The following is a 12,916-nucleotide window of genomic DNA, read 5'->3' on the forward strand; positions in this document are numbered from 1 at the left end:
CTGCGGGCCGGACGCCGGGCGCGCCGGCGGGGGCGGCGCGGCGTGCGCTTCACGAGCGGACCCCGAGCCGAAGGCCCGGCGCCGGCCGCTCCTGCATGACCTCGCGCCGGAACCGGAAGAGCGCGGCCGGGCGGCCGCCTGTGGAGAGGCTCGCCCCGCCGGTCCTCTCGACGAGATCGCCCTGCTCCACCAGCCTTCGGAAGTTCTGCTTGTGGAGATGGCGGCCCGAGATCGCCTCCACCGTGCGCTGAAGCTCCGTCAGCGTGAACGTCTCCGCCATCAGCTCGAACACGACGGGACGGTATTTCAGCTTGCCGCGGAGCCGCGAGATCGCCGTCGCCAGGATGCGCCGGTGGTCGTGCTGCATGGGCCGGCCGAGCCGGGGCGGGTCCGGCCAGGGACCGGGGGAGGCCCGCCCGTCGCGCACCGCCTCTTCCGCGAGCCCCGCCTCGTAGAGGAGCTCGAAGCGCTCGAGCACCCTCTCCTCGTCCCAGGGCAGCCCGTCCTGACCGAAGGCAAGGCGGACGCGGTCGCGCCGGCCGATCGGATGGCTGGATGCCGGCTCCTCCGGCGGCCGTGCGCACCAGGCGGCGAGCGCGGGAAGGATGACGGAGGCGAGCTGGGGCGGCGGTCCGCCGCGCCAGTCCTCCCAGGGGAAATAATCGTACCAGTCGCGCCATTCGGCGCGCGACCGGGCGAGCGCCTCCGCGGAATCCGCCGAGCGCCGCGTGAGCGCGAGATAGCCGACCGACATGACGTGCGGCGCGGCATCGCCGGGCTGGGCCAGCCGGCCGCGGTCGCCGAACGTATAGAGCTGCTCCACGTAGCCAAGCCGGAGCTGCGTCTGCGCCACCACCCAGTCGCGGAGCCCGATCTCCATCGTGCGGTGGCGGAGCGGGTCGAACAGGCCGAACGGGAGGCTCTCGGTGCCATCCTGGGCCGGCGGCGCGATGACGAGGATGAGCGGCGTGTGGCCGTCGACGGCGACGATGGCCGCGTTGAGGCCGATTTCGATCGCCGGCGGACGGACGGGCGGACCGGGCGGATGCGGCAAAGGCTCAGCCATCCGCGACGTCGAGCGAGAAGACCGTGCCCTCGAAGCAGTCGGCCCCGCGGCCGATCCGCTCGACCGCGGCGATCATCCTTCCGTCGCGGGCAAGGAGGGCATCTGCGATCGAGACGAAGAGCCGGTTCGGCGTTGCCTGCGGCGAGAGGCTGCGGAGCCGCCAGGCGGTCTGCTCCTCGTCGAGATCCGGCCGGAGCGCGCAGAGCGCCGTATAGGCGGCCGCCGTCGAACGGCTCACCCCCGCGAAGCAGTGGATCACGAGCGGCGCGGAACGGTCCCAGCGCTGCACGAAATCGAGGAACCGGCGCACATGGGCCTCGCCGGGCGCCACGAAGCCCTCCATCGGCTCGGCGATATCGTTGAAGCCGAGCACGAGATGGTCGGCCTCGCTGACGCATGCCGGCCGGCTCACGCGCGTGAGGTCGCCGAGCAGGGTGACGACATGCCGGGCGCCGCAGATCTCGACCGTCTCGCCGAGCCGCGACAGCGGACAGACATGGATGGTGCTCATCTTCGCTCCTCAGCCGGAGGCAGCGATTTCGCTCCGCTCCGCCATGCTTCCGATCTGCGCCGCCTGCACCGCAACGGCCTCGATATAGCGGGATTCGGCCCGGACTGCGGACCAGGGCTCGAGCAGATCGCCGAGATCGCCGGACGCGAATTCCTCCGGCCTGCCAAAATAGCGCCGCGCCTCCGCGTCCGAGAAGCCGGCGAGCATGGTCGCCTCCAGGTAGGCGGCCACCTGGTCGGCCCGCTTGACGGCCGCGGCGAGCGGACGGGGAGGCTCCGGCGGCAGGCCGTAGCGGATGCGGATCGCGGCGAGGAGACGCTGCTCCACCGCCTTGTAGCGGCCGCCGAGGACCGCCTTGAACGGCGAGATGATGTCGCCGATCACGTATTCCGGCGCGTCGTGGAGGAGCGCCGTCAGCCGCTCGGCAGGAGCCGAAGCGGGCCGTCGCATCATGGCGATCCGCTCGACGAGCAGCGAGTGCTGGGCGACCGAATAGGCATGGTCGCCGCGCGTCTGGCCGTTCCAGCGGGCGACGCGGGCGAGCCCGTGGGCGATGTCGGCGAGTTCGATGTCGAGCGGCGACGGATCGAGAAGGTCGAGCCGGCGGCCCGACAGCATGCGCTGCCACGCGCGCGGGGGCGCGCCCGACCGGTCGGGCATCAGGCCTCCCCTCCCGCGTCCGGCCAGCCATAGGTCGCCCAGGCCGGCAGCGCGAGCTTCACCTCCTCCGGGCCGGCGCGGACCGGCAGGCCGAGATCGAGCGCTTCCCGGAGCCGGTCGAGGCGGACCAGGCCGATACCGGTCGCGCCGGCGGAAGAGCCGAGACGGCCGAGCGGACGCTCGCCGGCGACGATCTCCGCGCCCGGCTCCGGCAGCGGGCCTTCGCCGTGCACCGCCACGATGCGGCGCCGGGCCGTGCCGCGATGGCGCATCCGGCTGACCACCTCCTGGCCGATGTAGCAGCCCTTCCCGAATGCGACGCCGTTCAGGGAATCCATGGCCGCGTCGTGCGGAAAGGCGTCGCCGAAGACGAAATCGAGGCCGCCCTCGGGGACGGCGAGCGCGATCCGGTGCCGGTGCCAGGCCTCCTGCTCGGCATCCGCGAAGACGCTCGCCTGCGGCGCCACCCAGCGGCCGCCGAGCGCGGCGAGACGCGGATCGGGGGGCCGGCCCGCCTCCGCGCCGTCCCAGGCGGCGAAGACGGAAAGGTCGTCGGCGGGCGGACCGATCTCGACCCGCGCGCGGAGCCGGTAGAGCGCGAGCCGTTTGGCGATGCCCGCGGCCTGATCGGCGCGGAGGTCGACCGCAAAGCCCTCGCTCTGCCGGTGCAGGAGGAAATCGGCGAGGATCTTGCCCTGCGGCGTGAGCAGCGCACCGTAGCCGGGAGCCTCCGGCCCGACCGCCGCGACGTCGGCCGTCACGATGTTCTGGAGGAAGGCCGCGGCATCGGGACCGGAGACCGACAGGATCGCACGGTCGTGAAGGCAGGCTATCGGCATGATCGCACGCTTCTCCGGGGTCTGACGGCATCTCTAGGCTAGCGGAGCCGCCGCGCGCAACAAGCCCGCACGCCGGGCCGGCTCACCGGCCGGAAACGCCTGGGGCGGGCCAAACGGTAACCACGCGGGCGGTTAGCTTACAGCTCCTTAAGCGGCATCTGCTAAATCTCCGCATCGAGCACGGGGCACCAGCCAGCGGCGAGGCGCGCTTGAAGAACGGCAATTCCTACGCCGAGATCGGCAGACGCGTCTGGGCCATCGTCCGCCATACGATGACGGCCGAGGACGAGCCGTCGCTGGCGCGCCGCGCGACGATCCTCGCCTTCGTGATCCGGCTCGCCAACGCCGTCCTCGTCTATGTGGCGCAGGTGGTGATGGCCCGGCTGATGGGCCAGTTCGAGTACGGCGTGTTCGCCTATGTCTGGGTCTGGTTCCTGGTGATCGGCACGGTCGCCAATCTCGGCTTCGCCGAGGCGCCGATCCGCTACCTTCCGCAATATCGCGAGCGCGGCGACTTCGACCATCTCCGCGGTTTCCTGCGGGCCGGCTGGGTCGTGGTCGCCATCGCTGCAGTGGGCTTCGGTCTCCTCAGCGCCGCGCTGATCCTGATCGCGCGCGACCTCCTGGAGAGCGCCTACGTCCTGCCGCTGCTCCTGATGCTGATAGGCCTGCCCTTCGCCTCGCTGCAGGGCTATCTGGAGGGGGTCGGGCGCGCCTATTCGTGGACGATGCCGGCGCTCTTTCCCGTCTACATCATGCGCCACGGCCTGCTGCTCATCCTGATGGTGCTCGCCGTCGCGCTCGGCGCCGCTCCGACCGCCGCCACCGCCTATGTCTGCCTGATCGCGACGCTTCTCGTCTCGCTCGTGTCGCAATGGATGAGCATCACCCGCCGGCTCTCCAAGGTGGTCGAGGACGGCCCGGCCGCCTACCGCCGGGTCGAGTGGATCAAGGGCTCGATCCCCTTCTCGGTGATGTACGGGACCGCGCAGCTCTTCGCCTTCGCCGACGTGCTGGTGCTTTCCTTCTTCGTGGGGCCGGACGAGCTCGCGATCTATTTCGCCGCGACGCGGATCATCCAGGTGATCCAGCTCATCCCGTTCGCAGCCTCGGTCGGCACGGCCCAGCTGTTCTCCGCCAACCACGCGCTCGGCAATTCGGAGCGGCTGACGCGCATCACCCACGAGGTGACGTTCTGGACGACGGCGATCTCCGTCCTCGTCGCGCTGGCGGTGATCGCCGGCGGGCACCTGCTCCTCGGCCTCTTCGGCTCCAATTACGACGCAGGGTTCGTCACGCTCTTGATCCTCAGCGTCGGGCTGATCGTCCGGGTCGCCGCCGGCCCGGCGGAGGATCTCCTCAACATGACCGGCCACGCCCCCTGGGCGGCCTGGACCTATGTCGTGACGATCGCGATCAACGTCGCGCTCAACGTCGCCCTCATCATCCCGTTCGGGATCGCCGGTGCGGCGCTCGGCACCTCGGCCGCGCTCTGCCTGCGCGCCTTCTGGCTCGCGCTCGCCGCGCGCAAGCGCCTCGGCATCGACACGACGATCCTGGCGGCGCGCCCCTCGCTGGACGCGCTGAAGGGCATGCTGCCGGCGCGGGAATCGGCCGCACCGGCGGAATAGCCGCTCAATCGCCGGCGACGAAGAAGCGCCAGCGGCCGTCCGGGGAAATGCCGACCCTGAAGAAGATGTAGGCGCCGTAGGAGCGCATCTCCTGATAGTCCGCGGAGGTGAGGAGCGTGTACATCTCCACCATCTGCTCGGGCGACAGCGCGTCGATCGGATATTGCGCGAAATAGGGCCAGACATACATGTCGTCGGCCGTGCCCTGGTCGACATGGACGAAGCCGGCCTCGAGCACCTCGAGAAGAATCGCCAGGATCTCCCGGCCCTCCGGGTCGCCGGAAAGGCTCTTCAGGTACTCGACCGGGTCGTCGAGCTCCGCGTCGAGCGCAAAGAGCGGGGGGTCGGCCTGGCGCCGGATCAGCGGCCGGAGGCGCTCGATGTCGCCGGAGCGGGCGGCCGCCATGATGTCCGCCCAGGTCTTCCGGACAGGCTCGGGCATGTCGTCGGGCGAGCGCAGGATGCTCGGCAGGGCCGAATCGGGCCCGGGCGGCGGCTGCGTCAGGATCTTGCCTTCGCCCGGGGCCGAAGGCTCCGGGGCACCCGGCCCGGGCGTCGGCTCGGCCGATTCCGGGACCTCGCCTGGCGCCGGCGCGCCCTCGTCAGACGGGCCGCTCTCGGACGGGCCGCCCTCCGGCGGGGGCGCTTCCATCGGCCCCTGAGCGGCGTCCGGGTTGTCCGGCTCCGCCCCCGGCTCCTGCGGCATTCCCTCCGGCCCCTCCGGCGCGGCAGGCGGCTCCGCCCCCGGCGCCTCCTCGCCCGGGCCGCCGGGCGCGATCGCCGGCATCTGTGTGCCGGCCTGGGCGAGCCATGTTGGCCGCGTCTCTGCGGACCGAACCGGCTCGCCCGACGCCTGCGCATGGACGGCCATGGCCACGAAGCCGAGGATCGCCGCCGAAGCGAGCCGTGCCGATCTCATCTGTCCCTCCGCATGCGCAGCCCGTGTCTCGATGAGCGGAATCTGATAGCCCTCGGAATGGCGCGTTGAAAGCGCCGAAACCGGCGCTCCCCCGTTCTCCGAGATGCGATGTCCGCACTGATCCACGTTCTGATCGGCTTCCTGATCGGAATTGCCGTCTCGATACCGGTCGGAGCGGTGGCCATCATGACGGCGGAGCGCGCCGTGCATCGGGGCTTCGCGGCGGCCATGGCGGCCGGCACGGGCGGGGCGCTCGCCGACACGGTCTTCGCGGCGGTCGCCGCCTTCGGCGTCTCGGCGATCTCCGACGAGCTCGAAGATCACGCCGTGCTGCTGCAGATCGTCGGAGCCGCGCTCCTCGTTGCCGTCGGATGGCGGATCGCGCGCCGGCATTCGCGGCTGAGGGGGCCCGGCGCCGCGGGCGGGCGAAGCGCCGTCGGCGCGTTCCTGGGCGCCTTCACGCTCACCATCACCAATCCCGGCGCGCTGCTCGGCTCGGCCGTCCTGTTCTCCGCGCTCGGACCGCTCGCGCCCGAGGAGGGCGACATCGGCGCCGCCCTCACGCTGGTCCTCGGCGTCGCGATCGGCTGCCTCTGCTGGTGGACGCTCGTCGCGACGACGATCGCGACGCACCGCCACCGCCTGCCCGAGGACTGGCTCAACCGGCTCAGCCACTGGGCGGGCTTCGCGCTGATCGGCTTCGCCGCCCTGATCCTCCTCCAGCTCGGGATCCAGCAGCTAGTTTAGCAGAATGGGGGCCGTGAACTCGCCGTCGAGGATGCGCTCGGAAAGGCGCGCGGCGAATTCCGCCGTCGCGTCCTCGCCATAGATCTCGACCAGGTTGCGGAGCGCCGCGAAGAGCGAGACATGCGCCAGCACCTCCGGTTCGACTCCCGCCCCGGACGCCTCTTCCCAGGCCTCGAAGACGAGGCGCATGGCCTCCCGCTTCTGATGACCCAGATCGTCGCCTTCACTGTCCACCGGTCCGGTCACGCGTCCCCCCTTTCGACTGTCCGACCTCAATACCACGGCATGCGGCCGGCGGGCGAGAACGGTAACGAATGCGTTAACGCCGGCGTCACTGGCCGAACCGGCGTCGGATGTCGGCCGAGAGGCGGCGGCCTTCCTGGAGATAGAGCGCGATGGCGCGCCGCGCGTTGGGCGTGCAGGTGCGGTAGACCGAATCGTAGGTCGCGTAGCCGTAGTTGAACCGCGCGACGAGCTGCGCCCGGCGCGTCGGCGCCGGCTTCTCGGCGTCGAGCAGCGCCTGCATCTCCTCCTGCCAGAGCGCGGCGTCGTCCTCGCCGCAGAGGCCGCGCAGGAAATGCAGCGCGCCGAGGATCTCGGCGAGGCGCTGCAGGGACGCGTCGTAGACCGGAGGCGGCGGCTCGGGCGCGGGCGCGGCCGGCGCGGCCGGGGCCGGCGTCCCGGATTTCTGCGCGGCGCGCGCGGCAATCCCCGGAAGGCCGGGGACCAGGGCGAGCGCGAGCAGGAGCGCGAGCGCGCGGGCTCTCACGAGCCCGGCATCCAGGGTGCGCTCACCAATAGGGCGGGGCCTCGTAATAGCGGTGGAGCTCTTCTTCCCGGCGGCGATCGGTCCAGACTTCGCCTTCCGCGTCCACATCCGGGGCAGCCTTGAGCTGGTCCTCCGTCACGTCGACGACGTAGCCGTCGAGGGCCGGATCGTAGTCGAGCTTCGACCAGGGCAGGGTGAAATAGCGTTCGCCGAGCCCCAGGAACCCGCCGAACGCCATGACGGCATAGGCCACCCTGCCGCTCATCTTGTCAATCATCACCCGCTCGATCGTGCCGATCCGCTCGCCGTCCCGCCGCAGCACGGCGGTGCCCTCCACGCGGTCGCTGGCGATCAGCGGGGTCGGGGAAACGCGCGCGCCGGCGCCAGTGTCTGCCATGCCTGCCTCCATCGGCGGCGGACCGCCGGGACTCCGGTCGGACAACGCCGCGCCGCTTCCGCCGTTCCGGCAGAGGGACGGCGCGGCGGGACCGACCGCCTCGATCGCCCGGGCGACCCAGCCGAGGGCGCCCGGGGTGAGCGGGCGCTCGCCGACGCGCGCGAACGGCACGAACTCTGCCGCGCAGGCGTCGTCTGCCGCGACCGGCTCGACACCTTCCGGCGCGTGCCCGGCAAAGACCGTGAGGACGATCGGCGCGCGGTCCCCGACCGGGTGGAAGCGCCCGAGCCGGACCAGCCGCCCCGCGCGGATCCCGGTCTCCTCGAAGAGCTCCCGGCGCGCCGCATTCTCCGGCGCCTCGCCGGATTCGAGCCGGCCTCCCGGAAAGCTCCAGCGACCCGCGACCGGCGGCCTGCCGCGCTCGACCAGGAGGACCGAATCCGGGCGGAGGAGCACCACGCTCGCCGCTTCGGTGAGGCCGCCCGCGCCGGCCGCGGGCTCGACGGCGTCCGTCACCTGCCGGTCCGGTCAGATCACCCGGCCGGGATTCATGATCCCGAGCGGGTCGATCGCCGCCTTCACGCGCCGCATCAGGTCGAGTTCGAGCGGCGCGCGCACGCGCCTCAGGAGCTCCCGCTTCGAGCGGCCGATCCCGTGCTCGGCGGCGATCGAGCCGCCGAGATCGGCGATGATGCCGTGCACGGCGTCGTTGAGGGCGCCGGCGCGCGCCATGAAGCCTCCCGGCGCAGCGCCGACCGGCTGGCTGATGTTGAAGTGGATGTTGCCGTCGCCCATGTGGCCGAACGGAACCGGCCGGCAGCCCGGGACGGTTGCCGTGACCGCGGCGAGCGCCCGCTCGATGAATTCCGGGATGAGATGGACCGCGACGGACACGTCGTGCTTCACCGAGGCGCCCTCGTGCTTCTGCACCTCGCTCAGGCCGTGACGCAGCTCCCAGAACGCGGCCTGCTGCTCGCCGGAGCTCGCGATCGTCGCATCGGCCAGCAGCCCGTCCTGGAAGGCGGCCGACAGGACCGCCTCCATCAGCTCCTGCGCGTCCGCCTCGCTGCGGCCCGACGATATTTCAAGCAGGACGTACCAGGAATGCGCCTCGGCGAGCGGATCGCGCGCGCCCGGGAGATGCCGGACGGCGAATTCCAGTCCGGTCCGGCCGATCAGCTCGAAGCCGGTGAGGAGCGAGCCCGTCCGCTCCCGCGCGAGCTGGAAGAGGCCGAGCGCCTGGCGCGGCGCGGAGAGCCCGACGAAGGCGACGCTCCTGCCCCGCGGCTTGGCGAAGAGCTTCAGGACGGCGGCGGTGACGATCCCGAGCGTTCCTTCCGCGCCGATGAAGAGCTGCTTCAGGTCGTAGCCCGAATTGTCCTTGTGCAGCGCCCGCAGCCCGTTCCAGAGCTCGCCGCTCGGCAGCGCGACCTCGAGCCCGAGCACGAGGCTGCGCGTATTGCCGTAGGAGAGCACGCCGGTGCCGCCCGCATTCGACGAGATGTTGCCCCCGATCCGGCAGGAACCCTGCGAGCCGAGCGAGAGCGGAAAGAAGAGCCCCGCCTCCTCGGCAGCCTCCTGGACCCGCTGGAGCACCGTGCCGGCCTCGACCGTCATGGTGCCGCCCTCCACGTCGATCGCGCGGATGCGGTCGAGCCGGTCGAGCGAGACGACGAGCTCGTGCCCGCTCTCGTCCGGCACCTGGCCGCCCACGAGACCGGTGTTCCCGCTCTGCGGCACCACCGGCGTGCGGGTCTCCGACGCCACCTTCAGCACCGCCGCCACCTCGTCCGCCGTGGCGGGTCGAATCACCGCCGGCGTAAGGCCGTGATAGAGGCCGCGCCATTCCTCCAAATAGCGCGCCTGCTCGGCGGGATCGGTGAGGACGTTCCGCTCTCCGACGATGGCGGCGAGCCTCGCGAGAAGCCGGGCGCTGTCAGGATCTTCAGCCATGGCCGGAACATAAGGGGCCATACCGGCGCCGTCGAGGCGGCTTGATGGCCGCGGCACGTCATGCCATTAGGGCCGGCAGCGGCGGTCGGGTAGTCTCTTGCCGTCGGCAGAGCGGGCAGGACCAGATGAGCGCCGAGAACAACGGACTGATGCGCGGCAAGCGGGGCCTCATCATGGGGGTCGCGAACAATCGTTCGCTCGCCTGGGGCATCGCCAAGGCGGCGCACGAGGCCGGCGCGGAGCTCGCCTTCACGTTCCAGGGCGACGCGCTGCGCAAGCGCGTCGAGCCGCTTGCGGCCGAGCTCGACGCCCTCGTCATCGGGCACTGCGACGTCACCTCCGGCGAGACGATCGACGCCGTCTTCGCGAGGCTGCGCGAGGAATGGGGCGAGCTCGATTTCCTGGTCCATGCCATCGCCTTCTCCGAGAAGAACGAGCTCGACGGGCGCTATGTCGACACCACCGAGGCGAACTTCGCCCGGACGATGCAGATCTCCTGCTATTCGCTGACGGCGATCGCGCAGCGCGCCGAAAGGCTAATGACGAATGGCGGCTCCATCCTCACGCTGACCTATTACGGCGCGGAGAAGGTGATGCCGCACTATAACGTGATGGGCGTCGCCAAGGCGGCGCTGGAGGCGAGCGTGCGCTATCTGGCCGTCGATCTCGGCCCCAAGGGCATCCGCGTCAACGCGATCTCCGCCGGCCCGATCAAGACGCTGGCGGCCTCGGGCATCGGCGATTTCCGCTACATCCTGAAGTGGAACGAGTACAATGCGCCGCTGCGGCGGACCGTCTCCATCGAGGATGTCGGGCACTCGGCCGTCTACCTGCTTTCCGACATGGGCCGCTCGGTGACGGGCGAGGTGCACCATGTCGATGCCGGCTATCACGTGGTCGGCATGAAGGCGGTCGACGCGCCGGACATCGCGACCGTGAAGGACTGAGATGGCGGAAGGCGAGAACCTCTCCGCGCCGGCGGCCGATTCGGAGGACGGCCTCGCCTTCCTGCGCCGGATCATCGCCGGCGACCACCCGCAGGCGCCGATGGGCGGCGTGCTCGATTTCCACCTCGCGGAGGTCGAGTACGGCCGGGCGCTCTTCCGCGGCTGCGCGAGCCAGATGTTCTACAACAATCTCGGCGCGGTGCATGGCGGCTGGGCGGCATCGCTCCTCGATTCGGCGCTCTCCTACGCGGTCCACGCGACGCTTTCGGCCGGCGACGGCTACACCACGGTCGAGTTCAAGGTGAGCCTCATCCGCCCGATCACGGCCTCGACCGGGACGATGCATTGCGAGGGCCGCATCATCCATCGCGGCCGGCGGCTGGCGACCGCCGAGGCATGGCTGCGCGACGACGAGGGCCGCCTGTTCGCGCATGGCAGCGGCAGCTGCATGATCTTCCCGGCCAGGCCGTGAAGCCGGGCCGCAGCCGGCGGGCCGCGCCTCAGGCGGGCTTGTGGCAAACCGCCTCGATGTTGTGGCCGTCCGGGTCGAGCACGAAGGCGGCGTAATAGTTCGGATGGTAGTCCGGGCGGAGCCCCGGCGCACCGTTGTCGCGGCCGCCGGCCGCGAGCGCCGCCGCATGGAAGGCGTCGACCGAAGCGCGGTCCTCCGCGGCGAAGGCGATGTGCACCTTCGGGGCGGTCCGGCCGCCGCCCCGGACCCAGAAGAACGGCTTGCCCGCCGAGCCGAGCCCGGCGCCCTCGTAGCTTCCGCCCGTCTCCGCCTTGGTCACCTCCATGACCACGCCGATGCCGAGCGGCGCGAGCGCCTCCACGTAGAAGCGCCTGGCGGCCGCGAAATCGGAAAAGCCGAGGCCGATATGGTCGATCACGGAAACGTCCCCTCGATCTCCTTCACGGGTCGGAGCCTAGGACGAAACGCCGCGATCGCGAAGACCGCCTGCCCGGTTCGCGATGCGCCTGCGCGCTCCTGACGCAGCGCAGCATTTTCGGTGCCGGACGGGTTGCGGGCCCGGCCGGCCAGCCTAAGTCGTCAAACAGGGCGCCGGCGCCGGGCCGATGGGGAGCGCGGAGCGGCGGCTTCGACGAAGAGTGCCTCCACAGAGACAGAGGCCACGAGCGATGCGCGCACGAGCTTTCGTCCGCACGGTTCTTCGCGCGTCGGCGGTGGCGCTCGGCCCGGTGCTGCTCGCCGGCTGCGTCACGTCCCGGTTCGGCCCTGTCCAGGAGGCGCGCACCGCGCTTGTCGGCCTCAACGAGAACGAGATGCGCCTCTGCGCCGGCTTCCCCTCGAAACGCTACGAGCAGAACACGCTCGAGATCTGGAGCTACGAGAAGACGACGGCGTCCTCCGTCGGCGTCAGCCTCCCGGTGCTGCCGACCATCGTCGGCGCCTCGATGAACGTGAACGGCGGCGGCGATTGCCGGATGCAGGTCGTGTTCCAGAACGGAAAGGTAACGCGGATCGGCTATTCCGGAGCGAACGATTCGATCTCCGGGCGCTATGCCTTCTGCGCGCCCATGGTGGCCGAATGCGTCCGCTTCGCGCGCGAGAAGGCGGGCGGCGGAAAAGGCATCCCCGGCCCGCCCCGCAGCCCGGAGAGCCCTGAGGCCGCCCCGCCGGGCAAGCCGGTCGCGGCCCGCTGAGGCTGGCCCGGACGGCGGTCGGGAGGCGCCGCGGTCAGACCTGGCGCTCGACCATCATCTTCCGGATCTCGGCGATCGCCTTGGCCGGATTGAGCCCCTTCGGGCAGGTCTGGGCGCAGTTCATGATGGTGTGGCAGCGATAGAGCCGGAACGGATCCTCGAGATCGTCGAGGCGCTCGCCGGTCGATTCGTCGCGGCTGTCGATCAGCCAGCGATAGGCCTGCAGCAGCGCGGCAGGCCCGAGATAGCGGTCGCCGTTCCACCAATAGCTCGGGCAGGAGGTCGTGCAGCAGGCGCAGAGGATGCACTCGTAGAGCCCGTCGAGCTTGGAGCGGTCCTCGCGCGACTGCCGCCATTCCTTCTGCGGGGTCGGCGAGGCGGTCTTCAGCCAGGGCTGGATGAAGGCGTGCTGCGCGTAGAAGCGCGTGAGGTCCGGCACGAGGTCCTTCACGACCGGCATGTGCGGCAGCGGGTACACCTTCACCGCGCCCTTCACCTCGTCATAGCCCTTGGTGCAGGCGAGCGTGTTCATGCCGTCGATGTTCATCGCGCAGGAACCGCAGATGCCCTCCCGGCAGGAGCGGCGGAGCGTGAGCGTCGGGTCGACCTTGTTCTTGATCCAGAGCAGCGCGTCGAGGACCATCGGCCCGCAATCGTCGACATTCACGTGGAACGTGTCGATGCGCGGATTGCGGCCGTCGTCCGGATCCCAGCGGTAGATCCGGAACTCCTTGGTCCTGCTGGCGGCCGGCTTCGGCCAGACCTTGCCTTCCGTGATGGTTGAGTTCTTCGGGAGTGTGAGCTGGACCATG

16 protein-coding genes and 1 pseudogene are annotated in these 12,916 nt (G+C 70.9%); 5 read left to right on the forward strand and 12 right to left on the reverse strand.

From position 1 onward, the window contains the following. Positions 1–49: 49 nt before the first annotated feature. Genes E4O86_RS10550 through ygfZ form a run of 4 tightly spaced genes read right to left on the reverse strand, consistent with a single transcriptional unit; the run spans position 50 to position 3,076 of the window. Positions 50–1,066, reverse strand: coding sequence for an NUDIX hydrolase (locus E4O86_RS10550; RefSeq protein WP_161140501.1), 1,017 nt, complete (start codon positions 1,064–1,066; stop codon positions 50–52). Next, a complete protein-coding gene (locus E4O86_RS10555) occupies positions 1,059–1,577 on the reverse strand; it encodes a tyrosine phosphatase family protein (RefSeq protein WP_161140502.1) in 519 nt (172 codons plus the stop codon). Before E4O86_RS10555 ends, E4O86_RS10550 begins: the two co-directional genes overlap by 8 nt. A 9-nt stretch (positions 1,578–1,586) precedes the next feature. After that, positions 1,587–2,237, reverse strand: a complete 651-nt coding sequence (locus E4O86_RS10560; RefSeq protein WP_161140503.1) for an HD domain-containing protein — start codon at positions 2,235–2,237, stop codon at positions 1,587–1,589. Beyond that, positions 2,237–3,076 carry a CAF17-like 4Fe-4S cluster assembly/insertion protein YgfZ gene (ygfZ, locus tag E4O86_RS10565; RefSeq protein WP_161140504.1) on the reverse strand — a complete coding sequence of 280 codons (840 nt, stop codon included), beginning with the start codon at positions 3,074–3,076 and terminating at the stop codon, positions 2,237–2,239. Before ygfZ ends, E4O86_RS10560 begins: the two co-directional genes overlap by 1 nt. 209 nt (positions 3,077–3,285) lie before the next feature. On the opposite strand from ygfZ, the gene E4O86_RS10570 reads away from it, so the two are divergent. Beyond that, a complete protein-coding gene (locus tag E4O86_RS10570; protein WP_161140505.1) occupies positions 3,286–4,707 on the forward strand; it encodes a lipopolysaccharide biosynthesis protein in 1,422 nt (473 codons plus the stop codon). Between the two features lie 4 nt (positions 4,708–4,711). Here the strand turns inward: E4O86_RS10570 and E4O86_RS10575 are convergent, their stop codons facing one another. Further along, a complete protein-coding gene (locus tag E4O86_RS10575) occupies positions 4,712–5,626 on the reverse strand; it encodes a hypothetical protein (RefSeq protein WP_161140506.1) in 915 nt (304 codons plus the stop codon). Between the two features lie 108 nt (positions 5,627–5,734). Here E4O86_RS10575 and E4O86_RS10580 point away from each other — a divergent pair, with 108 nt between their 5' ends. After that, positions 5,735–6,373, forward strand: a complete 639-nt coding sequence (locus E4O86_RS10580) for a LysE family translocator (protein WP_161140507.1) — start codon at positions 5,735–5,737, stop codon at positions 6,371–6,373. On the opposite strand, the gene E4O86_RS10585 is transcribed toward E4O86_RS10580, so the two are convergent. The 5 genes and pseudogenes from E4O86_RS10585 to E4O86_RS10600 form a co-directional block, all read right to left on the reverse strand. Beyond that, a complete protein-coding gene (locus E4O86_RS10585) occupies positions 6,365–6,619 on the reverse strand; it encodes a hypothetical protein (RefSeq protein ID WP_161140508.1) in 255 nt (84 codons plus the stop codon). The genes E4O86_RS10580 and E4O86_RS10585 overlap by 9 nt on opposite strands. An 85-nt stretch (positions 6,620–6,704) precedes the next feature. Then, positions 6,705–7,142 (reverse strand): TIGR02301 family protein, encoded by a 438-nt coding sequence (locus E4O86_RS10590; RefSeq protein WP_343039142.1) that lies wholly within the window; start codon positions 7,140–7,142, stop codon positions 6,705–6,707. A 22-nt stretch (positions 7,143–7,164) separates the two neighbouring features. After that, complete coding sequence (locus E4O86_RS23550) at positions 7,165–7,551, reverse strand: PRC-barrel domain-containing protein (protein WP_246206338.1); 387 nt, start codon at positions 7,549–7,551, stop codon at positions 7,165–7,167. A 126-nt stretch (positions 7,552–7,677) separates the two neighbouring features. Beyond that, positions 7,678–8,055: pseudogene (locus tag E4O86_RS23555) on the reverse strand (NUDIX domain-containing protein); the annotation flags it as partial. A gap of 12 nt (positions 8,056–8,067) precedes the next feature. Further along, the gene (locus E4O86_RS10600; RefSeq protein WP_161140511.1) at positions 8,068–9,492 is read right to left on the reverse strand and encodes an FAD-binding oxidoreductase; all 1,425 of its coding nucleotides are present in this window, start codon (positions 9,490–9,492) and stop codon (positions 8,068–8,070) included. A 125-nt stretch (positions 9,493–9,617) separates the two neighbouring features. On the opposite strand from E4O86_RS10600, the gene fabI reads away from it, so the two are divergent. Beyond that, positions 9,618–10,439: an enoyl-ACP reductase FabI gene (gene fabI / locus E4O86_RS10605; RefSeq protein WP_161140512.1), complete on the forward strand. Its 822-nt coding sequence runs from the start codon at positions 9,618–9,620 to the stop codon at positions 10,437–10,439. Between the two features lies 1 nt (position 10,440). Beyond that, on the forward strand, positions 10,441–10,911 hold the full coding sequence (locus E4O86_RS10610; RefSeq protein ID WP_161140513.1) for a PaaI family thioesterase: 471 nt from the start codon (positions 10,441–10,443) through the stop codon (positions 10,909–10,911). A gap of 28 nt (positions 10,912–10,939) precedes the next feature. On the opposite strand, the gene E4O86_RS10615 is transcribed toward E4O86_RS10610, so the two are convergent. Further along, on the reverse strand, positions 10,940–11,329 hold the full coding sequence (locus tag E4O86_RS10615; RefSeq protein ID WP_161140514.1) for a VOC family protein: 390 nt from the start codon (positions 11,327–11,329) through the stop codon (positions 10,940–10,942). A 250-nt stretch (positions 11,330–11,579) separates the two neighbouring features. On the opposite strand from E4O86_RS10615, the gene E4O86_RS10620 reads away from it, so the two are divergent. Next, positions 11,580–12,104 (forward strand): hypothetical protein, encoded by a 525-nt coding sequence (locus E4O86_RS10620; RefSeq protein WP_161140515.1) that lies wholly within the window; start codon positions 11,580–11,582, stop codon positions 12,102–12,104. A gap of 34 nt (positions 12,105–12,138) precedes the next feature. Here the strand turns inward: E4O86_RS10620 and E4O86_RS10625 are convergent, their stop codons facing one another. After that, complete coding sequence (locus E4O86_RS10625; RefSeq protein ID WP_161140516.1) at positions 12,139–12,915, reverse strand: succinate dehydrogenase iron-sulfur subunit; 777 nt, start codon at positions 12,913–12,915, stop codon at positions 12,139–12,141. Between the last annotated feature and the right edge of the window lies 1 nt (position 12,916).

It is taken from the genome of Propylenella binzhouense, assembly GCF_009866965.1.
Lineage (GTDB): Bacteria > Pseudomonadota > Alphaproteobacteria > Rhizobiales > Afifellaceae > Propylenella > Propylenella binzhouense.

What these genes read in the sequence shown, in the direction of transcription:
- E4O86_RS10560 (WP_161140503.1), bottom strand. Translation starts at nt 2,237, where the DNA reads ATGCCCGACCGGTCGGGCGCGCCCCCGCGCGCGTGGCAGCGCATGCTG.
- E4O86_RS10610 (WP_161140513.1), top strand. Translation starts at nt 10,441, where the DNA reads ATGGCGGAAGGCGAGAACCTCTCCGCGCCGGCGGCCGATTCGGAGGAC.
- E4O86_RS10625 (WP_161140516.1), bottom strand. Translation starts at nt 12,915, where the DNA reads ATGGTCCAGCTCACACTCCCGAAGAACTCAACCATCACGGAAGGCAAG.
- ygfZ (WP_161140504.1), bottom strand. Translation starts at nt 3,076, where the DNA reads ATGCCGATAGCCTGCCTTCACGACCGTGCGATCCTGTCGGTCTCCGGT.
- E4O86_RS10620 (WP_161140515.1), top strand. Translation starts at nt 11,580, where the DNA reads ATGCGCGCACGAGCTTTCGTCCGCACGGTTCTTCGCGCGTCGGCGGTG.
- E4O86_RS23550 (WP_246206338.1), bottom strand. Translation starts at nt 7,551, where the DNA reads ATGGAGGCAGGCATGGCAGACACTGGCGCCGGCGCGCGCGTTTCCCCG.
- E4O86_RS10555 (WP_161140502.1), bottom strand. Translation starts at nt 1,577, where the DNA reads ATGAGCACCATCCATGTCTGTCCGCTGTCGCGGCTCGGCGAGACGGTC.
- E4O86_RS10580 (WP_161140507.1), top strand. Translation starts at nt 5,735, where the DNA reads ATGTCCGCACTGATCCACGTTCTGATCGGCTTCCTGATCGGAATTGCC.
- E4O86_RS10575 (WP_161140506.1), bottom strand. Translation starts at nt 5,626, where the DNA reads ATGAGATCGGCACGGCTCGCTTCGGCGGCGATCCTCGGCTTCGTGGCC.
- E4O86_RS10600 (WP_161140511.1), bottom strand. Translation starts at nt 9,492, where the DNA reads ATGGCTGAAGATCCTGACAGCGCCCGGCTTCTCGCGAGGCTCGCCGCC.
- fabI (WP_161140512.1), top strand. Translation starts at nt 9,618, where the DNA reads ATGAGCGCCGAGAACAACGGACTGATGCGCGGCAAGCGGGGCCTCATC.
- E4O86_RS10550 (WP_161140501.1), bottom strand. Translation starts at nt 1,066, where the DNA reads ATGGCTGAGCCTTTGCCGCATCCGCCCGGTCCGCCCGTCCGTCCGCCG.